The sequence below is a fragment of the Dietzia lutea genome (genome assembly GCF_003096075.1).
Classification (GTDB): Bacteria; Actinomycetota; Actinomycetes; order Mycobacteriales; family Mycobacteriaceae; genus Dietzia; species Dietzia lutea.
The window spans coordinates 322,630-338,597 of the sequence record NZ_CP015449.1; the positions used below are offsets into that span (position 1 = coordinate 322,630).

The window sequence follows — 15,968 nt, forward strand, 5'->3', positions numbered from 1 at the left end:
CCGCCGTCACGACTCGTCCGCCAGACGGCCGCGGAGGAAGTCGTCGACCAGCCTCTCGACGTCGGCCGGGGTGAACGCGCGCAGGCCGATCATCCGCGCCAGCACCACCGGCCCGGCGAGCTGCGCCACCGCGAGGTCTCGGTCGCCGGGGACGAGGGTGCCGTCGGCCTCCGCGGCGGAGAGCACCGCGTGCAGCGGCGCCGTGTAGGAGTCCACGACCCCGCGGCGGAGCTGGCCGACCTCGTCGTCCTCCGAGGCGCCGCGGCCCATCGCCAGCCACCCCAGCATCGACTGCTGCAGGGGCGCGTCCTGGATGAGGCGGGTCATCGACGCGCACAGGTGCAGCAGCTGCTCGCGCAGCGGGAGGTCCGCCGGCGGCGGCTCCGGGGCGGGCAGCAGTCGGCGGAACGCGGCCGCGATGAGGGAGTCCGTCGACGGGAAGTTGCGGTACAGCGTGGTCCGCGCGACCCCCGACAGCCGGGTCACCGCCTCCACCGTCACCGCCGCCGCGCCGCCCGAGACGAGGAGGTCCGCCGCGGCGTCCAGGAGCTTGCCCCGGGATCGGGCACGGCGGGGGTCGGTCGGCGTGGACATGGCCCCCATTGTGGCCCGCCGCGCCGAGAGGGTCGTGCGTTACGGTGGCGGGGCCGAAGCGATACCGCCGGTATCGTTTCCCGTACCGCTCCCCGGGAGGCTCCGTGCTGGAACTGTCCACCGGACGACGCCGCTGGCTGCTGTTCGTCAACATCGTCGCGGTCTCGCTGGTCGTGGCCACCATGTCCGCGCTGTACACGTCGCTGCCCGACATCGCCGTGGCGATCGGCGCCACCCAGGCCGAGCTCACCTGGATCGTCGACGCCTACACGCTCGCGCTGGCCGCGCTCGTGCTCACCGCGGGCGCGCTGGGCGACCGCTTCGGCCGCCGCGCCACCCTCATCGTGGGGCTGGCCCTGTTCACCCTGTCCTCCGCGCTGCCGCTGTGGCTCGACTCGCCGCTCTGGCTCATCGTCCTGCGCGCGGTCGCCGGCGTGGGCGCGGCGTTCGTCATGCCGTCGACGCTGTCGCTGCTCACCGCGAGCTTCCCGCCCGAGCGCCGCGGGACCGCCGTCGGCATCTGGGCGGGCTTCGCGGGCATCGGCGGGATCGTCGGCCTGATCGGCTCCGGGCTCATGCTGCAGGCGTGGTCCTGGAAGTCGATCTTCCTCGTCTACTCGGTGATCGGCCTGATCGTGTTGGTCGCGGCCTTCACGATCGGCGAATCCGTCGCGTCCCGTCGTGGTCGGCCGGACGTCGCCGGCGCCGTGTTCTCCGCCCTGGCGGTGGGAGGGGTGGTGTTCGGGCTCATCGAGGGTGCGCACAGCAGTTTCGGCGAGGTCCTCGTCGTCGTCGCACTCGTCACCTCCGCCGTGAGCCTGGCCGCCTTCGTGCTGGTCGAACTCCGCGCCGACGACCCGATTCTCGACGTGCGCTACTTCCGGCGCCGCGGCTTCTCGGCCGGCTCGGTGTCCGTGGGGATGCAGTTCCTCACGATCTTCGGGTTCTTCCTGCTCATCGTGCAGTACCTGCAGCTGGTCAAGGGTTACGACGCGATCGGGGCGTCACTGTCGCTGGCGCCGATGGTCGTACCCGTCATGGTGTTCTCCCTGCTCTCGCCCCGGCTCACCGCGGTGGTCGGACTGCGGGCGGTGTCCGTGGTGGGCGTGGGCGCGATCGCCGCCGGGATGGTCTTCCTGTCCCGGCTGGGCGTCGACTCGAGCTACTGGGACATCCTGTGGCCGATGGTCATCGCCAGCACCGGGCTCGGCCTGTCCACGGCGCCCGCGACGTCCGCGATCGTCTCGGACATCCCCGTCGACGAGCAGGGCGTGGCCGCCGCGGTCAACGACGCCATGCGCGAGGTGGGGGCCGCGATCGGCATCGCGATCTCCGGCAGCCTCCTCGCCGGCCGGTACGCCGCCGACATCGGTGCCGTCCTGCCGGGCGTTCCCGAGCCCGCCCGTGAGGCGGTGGCCGGATCGTTCGCCGGCGCGGTGGAGTTCGGCGAGGTCGCCGGTCCCGTGGCGCAGCCGATCGTCGACGCCGCGGCCGCGATCTTCGCCTCCGGCATCGCCGACGCCCTGCTCGCGTTGGGGCTCGTCGCCGCGGGCGCCGCGCTGGTCCTACTGGTCGTCGCACCCGGCCGTGGCTACGTGCCGTACGGCGAGCGCGCCGAGGCCGCCGCCGACCACTGAGCCGCTGGGCCGCTTCGGCAGTCGGGGTTCGCGGTGCCCGGCGGAGTCCACTGCGTCCGCCGGAGTCCGCTGTGTCCGGCGCGGTCAGTTGTAGTTCGGGTTGTTGAACGTCGGGATCTCGATCGTGATGGGCGTCTTCAGCTCGGCCATGTGGTACAGGACGAACTGGCGCAGCAGCTCGTCGATCATCCAGTACGTCTCGCGCGGCACGCCCGCGGTGAGCAGGCCCTCGCGGATCGCGATGAACGGGCCCCACGCCCCCTCGAGCAGCGGGCTCCACAGGGGCTCGCGCGGGATCCGCAGCCACTCCGCCACCTGATCGCCCAGCATGAACCGCGTCAGCGCACCCAGCACCGGGCGGGTGAGCAGGGTCAGGTCGATGTTGTAGCCCAGGTCGAGCAGCATGTCGGCGAGCTTGATGCCCTCCGGCGTCGGCGCGAGGACCGGGTCCGGCACCTGCTGGGCCTGCAGGTCTGCGGTCTCCCAGCTGCTCGGGATATACTGGTCCTCCACACCCAGCATGTAGGCGGTCACCTGCCACGAGTGCAGGAAGCCCTCCGACTCGGCCGGATCCAGCGGCACTCCCCACGCCCGCAGTTTGCGCATGACGGTGGTGGGCAGGCTGTGCCACGTGACCATGATGTCGGCCTGGCTGATGGGCTTCGCCTCGTCCGCAGCCCGTTCCCAGTGCGGGGACTGCGGGAGCAGGTACCGGACCGCCGCGTGGGACATCCGCGTCTTCACCGCGGTCACGGCCATCTCGCCGTCGGGCTGGTAGGCGTTGCGCGAGCCCACGTCGTAGCCGAGCTTGGCCGTTTTGCTGATGCGCGGCTTCATGTCCGAGCCGCCCTTGGAGTAGTACACCGCCCGGGCCTCGCGGGGGATCACCGTGCTCATCATGCCGCTGGCGAAGCCGTAGAGGACGCCCAGGTAGGTGCCGCGCTTCTCGTGGAACCGCACCGTTGTCGGCGAGGTTGCGGTGGTCGGTCCACTCGGGCAGCCGGACCGCGCGCTGGAGGGAGTCGCGCAGGTCGCCGTGCAGGCCGTCCGGGACCGGCTGGGCGTTGCGGGTCCACCCGCGCAGGATCTCGTTGACCCGCGGCACCTCGCCCCGGTCGAGCAGGCCCGAGACCACTTCGTCCGCCTCGGGGTCGTAGACGGTGCGCCGGCACCGCTGCCCTCGCCCGGGAGGGGCCACGCGGGCGCCCACGTCCACGGCACCGCCTGGGTCGCGGCCGCCAGGGCACCGGCGGCGCCCATCGTTCCGCCGGCTCGCAGCAACGATCGCCTTCTGCACGCGCGGTATCCGCCACTCCTCCATGGACGAGGTGGCCCGCCGCGCGGGCGCCGCCCGGATCACCGTCTACCGCAAGTTCGAGACCAAGGACGCGCTGGTCGACGAGGTCGTGCTCCGCGAGTTCCAGCGGTACTTCGCACGGTTCTCCGCCGAGGTGCGGGCCTGCGAGACAGCCGCTGAGCGGGTGGTGGTGGCGTTCGTGAGCTCGCTGCGCGCCTTCGGCGTCAGCCCGCTGTTGAGCCACCTGCTCGCCAACGAGCGCGATTCCGTGATCGGCTCGCTCATCGGCCAGGACGGGCAGATGGTCGCCACCGTGCGGCGGTTCTTGGCCGGGCGGTTGGCCGCAGAGCAGCGGTCCGGCGGGATCCACCCCGAGGTGGACGTCGACCTGCTCGCCGAGATGTTCGTCCGCATCTGCGCCTCGTACCTGACGATCCCGACCGACCTGGTGGACCTGGACGACGACGCCGCGCTCGAGCGGATCGCGCGACGGTTCCCGGTGCCGATGCTCGACTACCGGCCGGCCGACGCCTGAGGCCCGCGGACGGCGCTCTCAGTCCCGGATACGCCCGGGATGGGCGTACACCGTCGCCCGGTCGCCCCGGCTGAATCCGACGAGGGTCACCCCGGCCTCCTCCGCCAGGTCCACCGCGAGCGACGACGGGGCGCTCACCGCCGACATCACGGGTATCCCGGCCATCGACGTCTTCTGTACGAGCTCGAACGACGCCCGCCCCGACACCTGCAGGACGGTCCCCCGCAGCGGCAGCCGGCCCTCGCGCAGCGCCCAGCCCACGACCTTGTCCACGGCGTTGTGCCTGCCCACGTCCTCGCGCAGGCACAGCAACTCGCCGGCGGCGGAGAACAGCCCCGCCGCGTGGACACCACCGGTCTTGCCGAACAGCCGCTGGTGGTCGAGGAGTCGCTCGGGCAGCGCCAGCAGCACCTCGGCGTCGACGAGCGGTTCGACCGGCTCGGCCGGGAAGTGGGTCGAGCGCCGCACCTCGTCGATCGAGTCCACGCCGCATACCCCGCAGGCGCTGCTCATCGTGGTGGCCCGGGCGGAACGAGGCGCCGGGATGTCCGGCGAGAGGGTCACCGTGAGGGTGTTGTAGTCCTGTTCGGACCGACCGCTGACGGTGGTGCAGTAGCAGATCTCGGGGAGGTGATCGCGGTGCCAGACCGCCCCCTCGGATACCAGATGCCCGGCGGCGAGATCCATGTCGTCGCCCGGGGTGCGCATCGTGACGACGAACGGTTGGCCGCCGACCCGGATCTCGAGCGGCTCCTCGACGGCGAGGGTCGTCACCTCCCGTCGTGCGTCACCCCCGGCCAGAACCCGCTGCGCCCGGTGACGAGTCGTCCGTCGTCCCATATCCGCGCAGCCTAGCGCCGTCCGGCCGGGAGCGTCGGAGCAGCAGCGCCGCCAGCGCTATCGTGACCAGCCAGACCAGCGGGTAGATGTTCGTGATCAGCCCGAAGACCACCGGGGGGATGTCACCCCCGAGCATGAACAACCCGATCGCCACCCACCGGTCATCGGGGAAGTCCGGGTTGGGAAAGCTCTGTACCCAGGCGGCGGTGGCGGCCCAGAGCAGCGGCGGCAGGAGCCAGAGGTACCGGCGGCGACCGACGATCGCGTGGTGCACCGCGAGGGCCAGTAGGGGCACGAACCAGACCCAGTGGTGGCCCCACGAGAACGGCGACACCACCGACATCGTCATCCCGGACAGCGTCAACGCCAGGAGCTGGTGGCCGGCCCGGTGCAGTAGGGCGGCCATCGCCAACCCGACCACCGCGGCGAGCGCCGCCAGGGCCAGCCAGGCGACGGTGGGAGCGGAGTCGACGCCGAGGACCCGGGCGACGACCCCGCGTAGCGACTGGTTGGACACCACCGAGTCCTGGGCGATGCGGCCCGACTCGAAGACCGTGCCCGACCAGTACCGGGCGGCGTCCGAGGGGATGGCGAGGAAGCCGACCGCCACCGTCGCGAGGAAGGTGGCCACGGAGATCAGGGCGAGGCGCCATCGCCCGGTGACGACCCAGTGGGCCCAGAAGAACGCGGGCGTCAGCTTGATGCCCGCCGCGAGTCCGCTGCCGATGCCGGCGATGTGGCGCCACCGGGAGAAACGGTGGTCCGGGCCGATCCGGGACAGGAGGTGGTCGGCGAGGACGAGCGCCAGCAGGATGATGTTGATCTGGCCCAGCCAGACGGTGGTGCGGACCGGCTCGAGCGACAGGCTGATCAGGGCCAGGCACAGGGACACCTGCCGGGTGACGGTGTCGGGGGCGTAGTCGAGCGCACGGAACGACATCCGGATGACCAGGTACGACAGCCCCAGGGTGAGCGCCGTCCAGCTGGCCATCATCAGCGCTTCGGAGAGCAGCGGCAGCGGCTGGAAGAGCAACGCGGAGAACGGCGGGTAGGTGAACGGCATCTCCGCGAAGAAGCGGGCGTTGGGCCCCCAGAGCAGGCCCTCGTAGAGAGGCGCGCCCGCTCGGACGGCCTCGGCGCCCCAGCGGTAGACGTGGACGTCCAGGAAGCTCTGGGTGATCCCCCACCACGGGGTCCGCTCGTCGGGTGCGCGCAGGACCATGATCACCGACGCCAGCGCCAGCAGGGCCAGCGGTCCGCGCAGCCAGTAGGTGGTCGGAAGCACTCGCACAGTGGCAGAGCCTAGCCCTCGTCGGCGCGGCGGGGAGTCCGTCACTCCGCCACCGCCCCGGGATGCGTGCGACCGACGCGTCGGTCGGCCCGAGCTCGACGAGAAGACAGTTCCGCACGCCTCCACTCGGGCGATGTGTGCGGAACCGTCTTCTCGAAGGCGCGGCGGGGTCGGCACGGCGGGGTCGGCAGGGCGTGGGCGCCGCCGGGCGGACGCGGCTAGATGTAGATGGCCGGGTCGATGTAGAACTGCGCGTCGCGCAGCTCTTCCTTGGTCGACTTGGACGGGCGGGCCTCGCCGGGGACGCCCACGACGATCGAGTTCGCGGGGGCGCTCTTGACGACGACGGCGTTGGCGCCCACCGATGAGTCGTCCCCGATCTCCACGGGCCCCAGGATCTTGGCCCCGGCACCCACGGTCACGCGATCCCCGAGCGTCGGGTGCCGCTTGACCTGCTTGAGCGAGACGCCGCCGAGGGTGACGCCGTGGTAGATCATGCAGTCGTCGCCGATCTCGGCGGTCTCGCCGATGACGACGCCCATCCCGTGGTCGATGAAGAAGCGCCGACCGATGGTGGCGCCGGGGTGGATCTCGATCCCCGTGAGGAACCGGGAGAACTGGGACAGGACGCGCCCGGCGGTCCGGCCGACGCCGCCGGCGTTCCACAGCCGGTGCGAGAGCCGGTGGAACCAGATGGCGTGCAGGCCGGAGTAGACGACGGCGTTCTCGACGTCGCCCCGGGCGGCCGGGTCATGGGCGCGCGCCGCGGCGAGGTCCTCGCGCAGCGTGCGCCAGAACCCCGCCGGGCGATCGGACGTCTGCGTCATCAGTCGCGGTAGTCCTCGAACAGCATCGTGGAGACGTAGCGCTCGCCGTAGTCGCACACGATGACGACGATGGTCTTGCCGGCGTTCTCGGGACGCTTGGCGATCTCGAGGGCGGCCCACACGTTGGCGCCGGAGGAGATGCCGGCGAGGATGCCCTCTTCCTTGCCGAGTCGCTTGGCGATCTCCAGCGAGTCCTCGAGGGTGACGTCGATGACCTCGTCGTAGATCTCGCGGTCGAGGATCTCGGGCACGAAGTTGGCGCCCAGGCCCTGGATCTTGTGCGGCCCGGCCTTGCCCTCGGTCAGCAGCGGCGAGTCCTTGGGCTCGACGGCGACGATGTGCAGGTCCGACTTCTGCCCGCGCAGGTAGCCGCCGCCACCGGTGATGGTGCCGCCGGTGCCGATGCCGGCCACGAACACGTCGATGTCGCCCTCCGTGTCCTCCCAGATCTCGGGACCGGTGGTGCGGCGGTGGACGTCCACGTTGGCGGGGTTGGCGAACTGGCGGGCCAGGACGGCGTTCTCACGCGTGGCGGCGATCTCCTCGGCCTTGGCGACCGCGCCCTTCATGCCCTCCGAGCCCGGGGTGAGGATGAGCTCGGCACCGTAGGCGCGCATGACGGCGCGGCGCTCGACCGACATGGTGTCGGGCATGACGATGACGGCCTTGAAGCCGCGGGCCGCGGCGACCATGGCCAGCGCGATACCGGTGTTACCGGACGTGCCCTCGACGATCGTGCCGCCGGGCTTGAGGCCGCCCGACGCCACCGCGTCGTCGATGATCGCCGCACCGATGCGGTCCTTGACGCTCGCGGCCGGGTTGGCGGACTCGAGCTTGGCCAGGACGGTGGCCTGCAGTCCCTCGGTCAGGGAGTTGAGACGGACCAGCGGGGTCTTGCCGATGGTCTCGGAGATGTCGGAGTAGATCTGCGCCATGGTGTGTTCCGTTCTGAAGAATGAACAGGTCTGTCTATAGCTGAGTGTACGTGATCGGCGAAGCCGCCGGATCGGCCCGGCGGGAAATTCCCGGCCCTCGCGACCGCCTCGCCGGAGGCGGAAAATGGCACGAGCGCCCGGACCCCGCAGGGCCCGGGCGCCCCGGCCGGACGGTCAGGCGTCGGCGTAGAGCGACTCGATCTCGCTACCGAAGCGGTCGTGTACGACGTTGCGCTTGAGCTTGAGCGTCGGGGTCAGCTCGCCGCTCTCGACCGAGAACTCGGCCGCGAGAATCTTGAACTTGCGGATGGACTCCGCGCGGGAGACCGACTTGTTGGCCCGGTCCACCGCGTCCTGGACCGCGCCGACCAGGTCGCCGTCCTGCAGCAGGTCCGCGACCTCGCCGGTTTTGCCGTGCCTGTCCCGCCACGCGGGGAACGTCTCCGGGTCGATCGTGACGAGCGCGGCGATGTAGCTACGGTTGTCGCCCACCACGACGGCCTGGCTGATCAGCGGATCGGAGGTGAGCAGGTCCTCGAGCTGCGAGGGCGAGACGTTCTTGCCGCCCGCGGTGACGATGAGGTCCTTCTTGCGCCCAGTGATGGACAGGTAGCCGTCGGAGTCGAGTTCGCCGATGTCGCCGGTGTGGTACCACTCGCCGGTCCACGCGGCCTCGTTCGCCTCCGGGTTCCGCCAGTAGCCCTTGAACAGGGTCTTGGCCTTGGCCAGGACCTCACCGTCCTCGGCGATGCGGATGGTGACGCCGGGGATCGGCTTGCCGACGGTGCCGATCTTGGCCCGGTTGGTCGGGTTGACGGTGAGCACGCCCGACGACTCGGTCAGTCCGTACCCCTCGAGCAGGTCGAACCCGGCGCCGCGGAAGAAGTGGCCCAGGCGGGCGCCCAGCGGCCCGCCGCCCGAGATGACGCGGTCGCACTCGCCGCCCAGGGCGTCGTGCAGCTTCGAGTACACGAGCTTGGAGTAGAGCTTCTGCTTGACCTTGAGCGCGGCCGACGGCCGGCCACCGTTCTCGAGGGCCTTGGAGTAGTCGATGGCGGTCTGGACGGCGGCCTTGAAGATCTTGGCCTTGGCGCCACCGGCGTTCTCGGCCTTCGCCGCCGCGGAGTTGTAGACCTTCTCCAGCACGCGCGGCACCGACACCAGGAACGTGGGGTGGATCTCGCCCAGACGCTCGATGACCTTGGTGGTGTCGGGCTCGTGGGCCACGGCCACGCGCTTGTAGAAGCAGGCCACCTCCAGGATCCGGGCGAGGACGTGGGCAAGGGGCAGGAAGATGAGGGTCCGGCTGTTGGGCACGAACGCGTCCTGGAGCTGCTCCTCGACCGACACGACGACGCCTCCGAACCCGCCGTGCACGATCTCGCAGCCCTTGGGGTTACCGGTCGTGCCGGAGGTGTAGACGATCGCGCAGGGGTCGTCATGCCCCGCGGCGAGCGAGGCCTTCTCGAGGTCTTCGTCCGAGACGCCGGCGCCGGCCTCGGTGAGCTGGGCGACGAGGTCACCCTCGATCACGAGGATGTCGCCGGCCCAGTCGGTGCCGCCGGTGAGCACCTCGCGCAGCTCCAGGTCTTCGACGACCGCGACGGTCGCCCCGGAGTCGGTGAGGATCCAGTCGCACTGCGCGGACGAGGACGTCTCGTAGATCGGCACGGTGACCGCGCCGGCGGCCCAGGCCGCCCAGGCGATGAGCGACCACTCGTAGCGGGTGTGGCTCATGATCGCCAGACGGTCGCCCGGCTTCACGCCCCGGGCGATGAGGCCCTTGGCCACGCCCTTGACCTCCTCCAGGTACTGGGCGCAGGTGACCTCTTTCCAGTCGCCGCCGACGAGGCGCAGCACGGCGACGTCGTTCGGCGCCTCCTGTGCGTTCGTGAACACGAGTCTCGACAGGTTCTCGACGGGGAAGGGCTTGGCGGCTGGCGGGGTGGCGAACTCGGTCGTCATCTCGGTCCTTAGGTCATGTGTGGCCTGCATCACCGACGAGTGTAGAGGGGCCGGCGGCGTCCCGTGGCGAGCACCGGTTATTTGGATTCGCTTATGAGGGTGGCGTCATGTTCTGTGATCACCGTTACACTGTCGTCATGTCGGCGGGGAGGCCAGCCGTGGCCAGCGCGATCGTCGCGCAGTCGTGGGAGCGCAGCAGGCGACGGGGGATCGACCCGGATCGGGCGGATCCGCCGGTCGACCTGCAGGGCCCCGACCTGTCCGAGCACCTGGCCGCGCACCGGATGGCGGCGGTGCTGCCCATGGTCGAGAAGGTCCTGGTGTCCGGGGTCGTGACCAGCGGCCACCTCGTGGCGGTGGCCGACGCCGACGGCCGGCTCCTGTGGCTGTACGGGGACCGCGGGGTGAGGTCCCGGGCGGAGCGGATGGCATTCGTGCCGGGGGCGCTGTGGAGCGACGACGCGGTGGGCGCGAACGCCCCGGGTCTCGCGCTGCGACACGACGTCCCCGTGCGGGTGCGCGGCGCGGAGCACTTCCTCGCCCCCGCCCACTCGTGGAGCTGTTCGGCCGCGCCGGTCCACGATCCCGTGACGGGGCGGGTGGTCGGCGGTATCGACGTGACCGGTCACGACGCCGCGGCCTCCGACGAGATGCTCGCCCTGGTCAGGGCCACCGCGTTGCTCGCCGAGGCCGAGCTGCGGTCGACCCCGGCCGGCGTGCTCGTGCCCGGCACGGCGGGGGCGGCGGCCATGCCGACGGCGACCGCGCCGCGCCTCCTCGAGGTCCTCGGAACCGGCCGCCCGGGGCTGTCCGGCCACGGCCCGCTCACCGGCCGGCACGCCGAGATCCTCGTCCTGCTCGCCGCCCACCCCGGTGGCCTGTCCGGAGGGGCGCTCGCCGGGCTCCTCGCCGACGGCCGGCTCGACGACGTCAGCGTTCGCGCCGAGATGTCGAGACTGCGCCGCGTCCTGGGGCCCGACGTCATCGGCTCCCGGCCGTACCGCCTGGCGCCCGGGGCCGTGGAGACCGACGCCGACCGGGTGGTCGCACTGCTCGACGCCGACGTGGACGCCGCGGTGGCGGCCTACCCGGGCCCGCTCCTGCCGGCCTCCGACGCGCCGGGCGTCGCCGACCTGCGAGAGGAGCTGCACGTCCGGGTCCGCGCCGCCGCGTTGGGCGCGGGATCGGCGCGCGCCCTGCAGGCCTGGACCGCCGGTTCCGGACGCGAGGACCCCGACGCGTGGCGCGCCCTGGGATCGCTGCCCGACCTCTTTCCGGCGGCGAGGTCCTCGGCCCGCTCCGTGCACCGGGTGTTGGACGACCGCCTGGGGGCCTGAGCGCCTCGTCGTCGTCGCCCGGTCCCACGCCGCCCCGCGCGGCGTGCAACGTTCGTGCAACCCTCCCGCCGATAGTGTCCCGCATCACAGTCGCCGGCCGTGGGGGCCGGCGCGCGCAGACGAGAGGTGCCAGACATGACCGTCTACTCCCAGCCCGGTTCCGCCGACGCGGTGATGTCCTACGAGAGCCGTTACGAGCACTACATCGGCGGCGAGTGGAAGGCCCCGGCCAAGGGCGAGTACTTCGAGAACGTCACGCCCATCACCGGCCAGGTGTTCTGCGAGGTGGGCCGCGGGACGGCCGAGGACATCGAGGCCGCGCTCGACGCCGCGTGGGCCGCCGCCCCCGCGTGGAACGCCACGTCCGCCGCCGAGCGCTCGCTGGTGCTGCTGCGCATCGCCGACCGGATGGAGGAGAACCTCGAGAAGCTCGCGCTCGCCGAGAGCTGGGACAACGGCAAGGCGATCCGCGAGACCCTCAACGCCGACATCCCGCTGGCGATCGACCACTTCCGCTACTTCGCCGGCGCCATCCGCGCCCAGGAGGGTGGGATCTCCCAGATCGACGACGACACCGTGGCCTACCACTTCCACGAGCCGCTCGGCGTGGTCGGGCAGATCATCCCGTGGAACTTCCCCGTCCTCATGGCGGTGTGGAAGCTCGCGCCCGCGCTGGCCGCCGGCAACTGCGTGGTCCTCAAGCCGGCCGAGCAGACCCCCGCCTCGATCCTCTACCTCATGTCCGTCATCGGCGACCTGCTGCCGGCGGGCGTGGTCAACGTGGTCAACGGCTTCGGCACCGAGGCCGGCAAGCCGCTCGCCTCCAACCCGCGCATCCGCAAGGTCGCGTTCACCGGCGAGACCACCACGGGCCGGCTGATCATGCAGTACGCCTCCGAGAACCTCATCCCCGTCACCCTCGAGCTGGGCGGCAAGAGCCCCAACATCTTCTTCGAAGACGTCATGGACGCCGACGACGACTTCCGCCAGGCCGCCCTCGAGGGCTTCGCGATGTTCGGCCTCAACCAGGGCGAGGTGTGCACGTGCCCCTCGCGCGCGCTCGTGCAGAAGTCGATCTTCGACGAGTTCACCGAGCTGGCGATCGAGCGCACCAACCGCATCACGACCGGCAACCCGCTGGACACCGACACGATGATCGGCGCGCAGGCCTCCACCGATCAGCTGGAGAAGATCCTGTCCTACATCGACATCGGCAAGCAGGAGGGCGCGGACGTCCTCACCGGGGGCGGGCGCGCCGAGCTCGACGGCGACCTGGCCGGCGGCTTCTACGTGCAGCCCACCGTCTTCCGCGGCCACAACAAGATGCGGCTGTTCCAGGAGGAGATCTTCGGGCCCGTGCTCAGCCTGAGCTCGTTCACCGACTTCGACGACGCCATGATGATCGCCAACGACACCCTCTACGGCCTCGGCGCCGGCGTGTGGTCGCGCAACGGCACCACCGCCTACCGCGCCGGCCGCACCATCCAGGCCGGCCGCGTGTGGACCAACACCTACCACCAGTACCCGGCGCACGCGGCGTTCGGCGGCTACAAGCAGTCCGGGATCGGCCGCGAGAACCACCTCATGATGCTCGACTACTACCAGCAGACCAAGTGCCTGCTCGTGAGCTACTCGGGCAAGCCGCAGGGCTTCTTCTGAGCCGGGTGTGAGCAGCATGGACGACGTGTGTGGGCTGCCCTCGGGTGGGAGCGTGCGGATCGCCGCGCGCGCCGCGGCGCCCGGGGGTGCGCCCGACGACCTGCCGCCGCGCGTGGTGGCGACCGAGCCGGCCGTCGAGCTCATCCGCGAGCTCGTCGCCCGGCACGGGCCGGTGATGTTCCACCAGTCCGGCGGGTGCTGCGACGGGTCCGCCCCCATGTGCTACCCGGACGGTGAGTTCCGCGTGGGGCAGCGCGACGTGTTGGTGGGGGAGCTGGACCTGGGTGACGACGACGACGAGGCGCGCACGTCCTCGCCGTCGTCGTCACGGGTACGCGTGTGGATCTCGGGCTCACAGTTCGAGACCTGGAAGCACACGCAACTGGTGTTGGACGCCGTCCCGGGCAGGGGCTCGGGGTTCAGTCTCGAGAACCCGACAGGGAAGCGGTTCCTGTCGCGGGCCCGCACGTTCGACGAGCGCGAGCTCGCCGCCCTCGGGGAGTTCCCGCCGCCGGCGGGGGCGGACATGGACGTGTAGGGCGGGGCCGCAGCCCCCGGGGGCGGGGCCACACCCCGGGGGCTGCGGCCGGCGCCCGGGTTCTCGGCTGGCGCCGGGCGCCGGGGGACCGGCTCCGGGACTGGAGCCCGGGTCTGGCGGGTCTGGTGAGAAACGCGATTCGCCCTGATGAGCGGCGGTCCGGCGGTAGAGTCCGGCCATGGACACGGACCGTACGGCCTCCGCTGACCCCCTCGGCGCCACCGTCGAGTTCCTCACCGCCGAGCTGCGTGCTGACCTGCTCGACCGGTGGAACGAGCCGCAGCGCCGGTACCACAACGAGACGCACCTGCGGGCCGTGCTGCGGGCGATCGACGCGCTCGAGGCCGACGGGGAGTCGTTCGACGGGACCGAGGTCCGGCTGGCCGCCTGGCTGCACGCGGCGGTGTTCGATCCCGCCGGCTCGGAGAACACCGACAAGTCCGCGGCGCTGGCCGAGCGCGTGCTCGACCCCGCTGCGCCGGTCGCCGAGGTCGCGCGGCTGGTCCGGCTCATGGGCGGGCACCGCGTCGAGCCCGGCGACCTCAACGGCGCGGTCCTCTCGGACGCCGACCTCGCCGTGCTGGGCGCCGACCCCGACACGTATGACACCTACGCTCGCGACGTCCGCCACGAGTACGCCCACGTGCCGGGCGAGCGGTTCGTGGCCGGGCGGATCGGCGCGTTGGAGGGGCTGCTCGAACGGCGTTCGGTGTTCCTCACGCGGGCGGGACGCGACATGTGGGAGAAGCAGGCCCACGCCAACCTCAATCGCGAGCTGGGGCTCCTGCGCGCGGGCGGATTCCCGGCGGCGTGACCGCGGCCGTGTACTCCGCGACGCCGGAGGCGACCATGAACTCGGTGATGGCGCGGGCGTCGTCCTCGCCCGGCAGTCCCCAGCCGTCGCGGTACCCGTAGATGTCGGCCAGGGTGTGTGCGTCCCGCGTGCCACGGGCGAGCTCGACGTCGGTCGGACCGATGAGGCCGGGATGTGGGACCCCGACCGCGCCGGCGACCTTGACGAGCTCGCGGCGCAGTGACCGGATGTAGTTCGAGCACCGCACCGCCATCGCCGTGGGATCGACACCGCGGACGAGCCAGGGGTTCTGGGTGGCGACTCCCGTGGGGCAGCCGCCGGTGTGACACTTCTGCGCCTGGATGCAGCCCACCGACAGCATCGGCTCGCGCGCCACGTTGATCATGTCGACGCCCAGCGCCAGCGCGACCACCGCGTTCTCCGGGATCCCGAGTTTGCCGGACCCGATGAACATGACGTCGTCGGTCAGCCCGGCCTCGGCGAAGACCGAGTAGACGCGCGGGAAGCCCAGGCGGAAGGGCAGGGACACGGCGTCTGTGAACACGAGCGGACCCGCTCCGGTGCCGCCCTCTCCCCCGTCGATCGTGATGAAGTCGACGCCCCGGTCGCGCGGGACCATCGCGGTGGCGAGATCCTCCCAGAAGGTCATGTCGCCGACCGCCGACTTGATGCCGACGGGCAGTCCGGTGCGGTCCGCGATCTCCTCGACCAGGTCCAGCATCGAGTCGACGTCGTGGAACGCGGTGTGGCGGGAGGGGCTCGCGCAGTCCTCATCCATCGGGATCCCGCGGATCGCGGCGATCTCCTCGGTGATCTTGGCCGCCGGGAGGAGCCCGCCGAGGCCCGGCTTGGCGCCCTGGCTGAGCTTGATCTCGATGGCCCGGATCGGGTGCTTCTCGGTGAGGGCCACCAGCTTGTCGATGTCGAGGCGGCCGTCGTCGTCGCGGACGCCGAAGTACGCGGTGCCGATCTGGAAGACCAGCTCGGCGCCGTTCTGGTGGTACGGGCTCAGTCCGCCCTCGCCGGTGTTGTGCAGGACCCCCGCGAGGGCGGCGCCGCGGTTGAGCGCTTCCACCGCCGGGGCGGAGAGCGAGCCGTAGCTCATCGCCGAGATGCTCACCAGCGACTCCGGCCGGTACGCGCGGGCGCGACCCCGGGCGGCTCCGAGCACCTTGGCGGGCGGGAGCGGGAGCTGCTGCCCGGCGTGCGGTCGGGCGGACAGCGTGACGTCACTGAAGGTGCGCTGCTTGACGATCGGGTAGCCCTCGAGGAACTCGACGTCGTTGTCCGTGCCGAAGCCGAACGTGGTCGCCCGGGTCTCGGAGGACTCGTACACCCAGTCGCGCTGGTCGCGGGTGAACGGGCGTTCCTCGTCGTTGCCCGCGACGATGTACTGCCGCAGCTCGGGGCCGATGGCGGTCAGTGCCATGCGGGCGTGGCCGAGGACGGGGAAGGTCCGCAGGATCGGGTGGCGCGTCTGTCGCAGGTCGGTGGCCGCGACCGCGGCGATCGCGGCCAGTGGCGCGCCGAGGAGCCATTTGCGCATGTCGACCTCCAATGGGGCGGGGCTGTGGCGGGGGCTGTGGGCCGTGGCCGGGGGCTGCCTCCCCATCATGCCGACCGGGGGACGGTGAGGGTCGGAAGGCAGCACGTCGCCCGGAGGCAGCGAGGGCCGCAAGGCGACATGTCGACCGGGAGT

General features: G+C 71.5%; 13 protein-coding genes and 1 pseudogene. 6 read left to right on the plus strand and 8 right to left on the minus strand.

Annotation, left to right across the window (positions count from 1 at the left end):
- Window positions 1–6: 6 nt before the first annotated feature.
- Window positions 7–594 carry a TetR/AcrR family transcriptional regulator gene (locus A6035_RS01455; RefSeq protein ID WP_108846317.1) on the minus strand — a complete coding sequence of 196 codons (588 nt, stop codon included), beginning with the start codon at window positions 592–594 and terminating at the stop codon, window positions 7–9.
- 104 nt (window positions 595–698) lie between these two features.
- Between A6035_RS01455 and A6035_RS01460 the strand changes: the two genes are divergently transcribed.
- The gene (locus A6035_RS01460; protein ID WP_108846318.1) at window positions 699–2,231 is read left to right on the plus strand and encodes an MFS transporter; all 1,533 of its coding nucleotides are present in this window, start codon (window positions 699–701) and stop codon (window positions 2,229–2,231) included.
- Window positions 2,232–2,315: 84 nt separating this feature from the next.
- Here the strand turns inward: A6035_RS01460 and A6035_RS01465 are convergent.
- Window positions 2,316–3,491, minus strand: a pseudogene (locus tag A6035_RS01465) (oxygenase MpaB family protein).
- A gap of 59 nt (window positions 3,492–3,550) precedes the next feature.
- Here A6035_RS01465 and A6035_RS01470 point away from each other — a divergent pair.
- Window positions 3,551–4,063: a TetR/AcrR family transcriptional regulator gene (locus A6035_RS01470; protein WP_235026520.1), complete on the plus strand. Its 513-nt coding sequence runs from the start codon at window positions 3,551–3,553 to the stop codon at window positions 4,061–4,063.
- 18 nt (window positions 4,064–4,081) lie between these two features.
- Here A6035_RS01470 and fdhD read toward each other — a convergent pair whose 3' ends face one another.
- From fdhD to A6035_RS01495, 5 genes are all read right to left on the minus strand, one after another.
- Window positions 4,082–4,903 (minus strand): formate dehydrogenase accessory sulfurtransferase FdhD, encoded by an 822-nt coding sequence (gene fdhD, locus A6035_RS01475; protein WP_108846320.1) that lies wholly within the window; start codon window positions 4,901–4,903, stop codon window positions 4,082–4,084.
- Window positions 4,851–6,194 (minus strand): glycosyltransferase 87 family protein, encoded by a 1,344-nt coding sequence (locus A6035_RS01480; protein ID WP_108846321.1) that lies wholly within the window; start codon window positions 6,192–6,194, stop codon window positions 4,851–4,853. Before A6035_RS01480 ends, fdhD begins: the two co-directional genes overlap by 53 nt.
- A 218-nt stretch (window positions 6,195–6,412) precedes the next feature.
- On the minus strand, window positions 6,413–7,021 hold the full coding sequence (gene epsC, locus A6035_RS01485; RefSeq protein ID WP_108846322.1) for a serine O-acetyltransferase EpsC: 609 nt from the start codon (window positions 7,019–7,021) through the stop codon (window positions 6,413–6,415).
- Window positions 7,021–7,956 (minus strand): cysteine synthase A, encoded by a 936-nt coding sequence (gene cysK / locus A6035_RS01490; RefSeq protein WP_108846323.1) that lies wholly within the window; start codon window positions 7,954–7,956, stop codon window positions 7,021–7,023. The genes epsC and cysK overlap by 1 nt, the downstream gene beginning before the upstream one ends.
- A 174-nt stretch (window positions 7,957–8,130) precedes the next feature.
- The gene (locus tag A6035_RS01495; protein WP_108846324.1) at window positions 8,131–9,921 is read right to left on the minus strand and encodes an AMP-dependent synthetase/ligase; all 1,791 of its coding nucleotides are present in this window, start codon (window positions 9,919–9,921) and stop codon (window positions 8,131–8,133) included.
- Window positions 9,922–10,058: 137 nt separating this feature from the next.
- Between A6035_RS01495 and A6035_RS01500 the strand changes: the two genes are divergently transcribed.
- The 4 genes from A6035_RS01500 to A6035_RS01515 all read left to right on the plus strand — a co-directional run bounded on the left by A6035_RS01500 (window position 10,059) and on the right by A6035_RS01515 (window position 14,269).
- Entirely contained in the window at window positions 10,059–11,258 is a 1,200-nt protein-coding gene (locus tag A6035_RS01500; RefSeq protein ID WP_162533973.1) for a GAF domain-containing protein, read from the plus strand.
- A gap of 135 nt (window positions 11,259–11,393) precedes the next feature.
- Entirely contained in the window at window positions 11,394–12,917 is a 1,524-nt protein-coding gene (gene exaC, locus A6035_RS01505; protein ID WP_108846326.1) for an acetaldehyde dehydrogenase ExaC, read from the plus strand.
- A 16-nt stretch (window positions 12,918–12,933) separates the two neighbouring features.
- Window positions 12,934–13,455: a DUF779 domain-containing protein gene (locus tag A6035_RS01510; RefSeq protein ID WP_108846327.1), complete on the plus strand. Its 522-nt coding sequence runs from the start codon at window positions 12,934–12,936 to the stop codon at window positions 13,453–13,455.
- Window positions 13,456–13,633: 178 nt separating this feature from the next.
- Window positions 13,634–14,269, plus strand: coding sequence for an HD domain-containing protein (locus A6035_RS01515; protein ID WP_108846328.1), 636 nt, complete (start codon window positions 13,634–13,636; stop codon window positions 14,267–14,269).
- Here the strand turns inward: A6035_RS01515 and A6035_RS01520 are convergent.
- On the minus strand, window positions 14,220–15,815 hold the full coding sequence (locus tag A6035_RS01520; protein ID WP_108846329.1) for an FMN-binding glutamate synthase family protein: 1,596 nt from the start codon (window positions 15,813–15,815) through the stop codon (window positions 14,220–14,222). The two genes, A6035_RS01515 and A6035_RS01520, sit on opposite strands and share 50 nt — an antisense overlap.
- Between the last annotated feature and the right edge of the window lie 153 nt (window positions 15,816–15,968).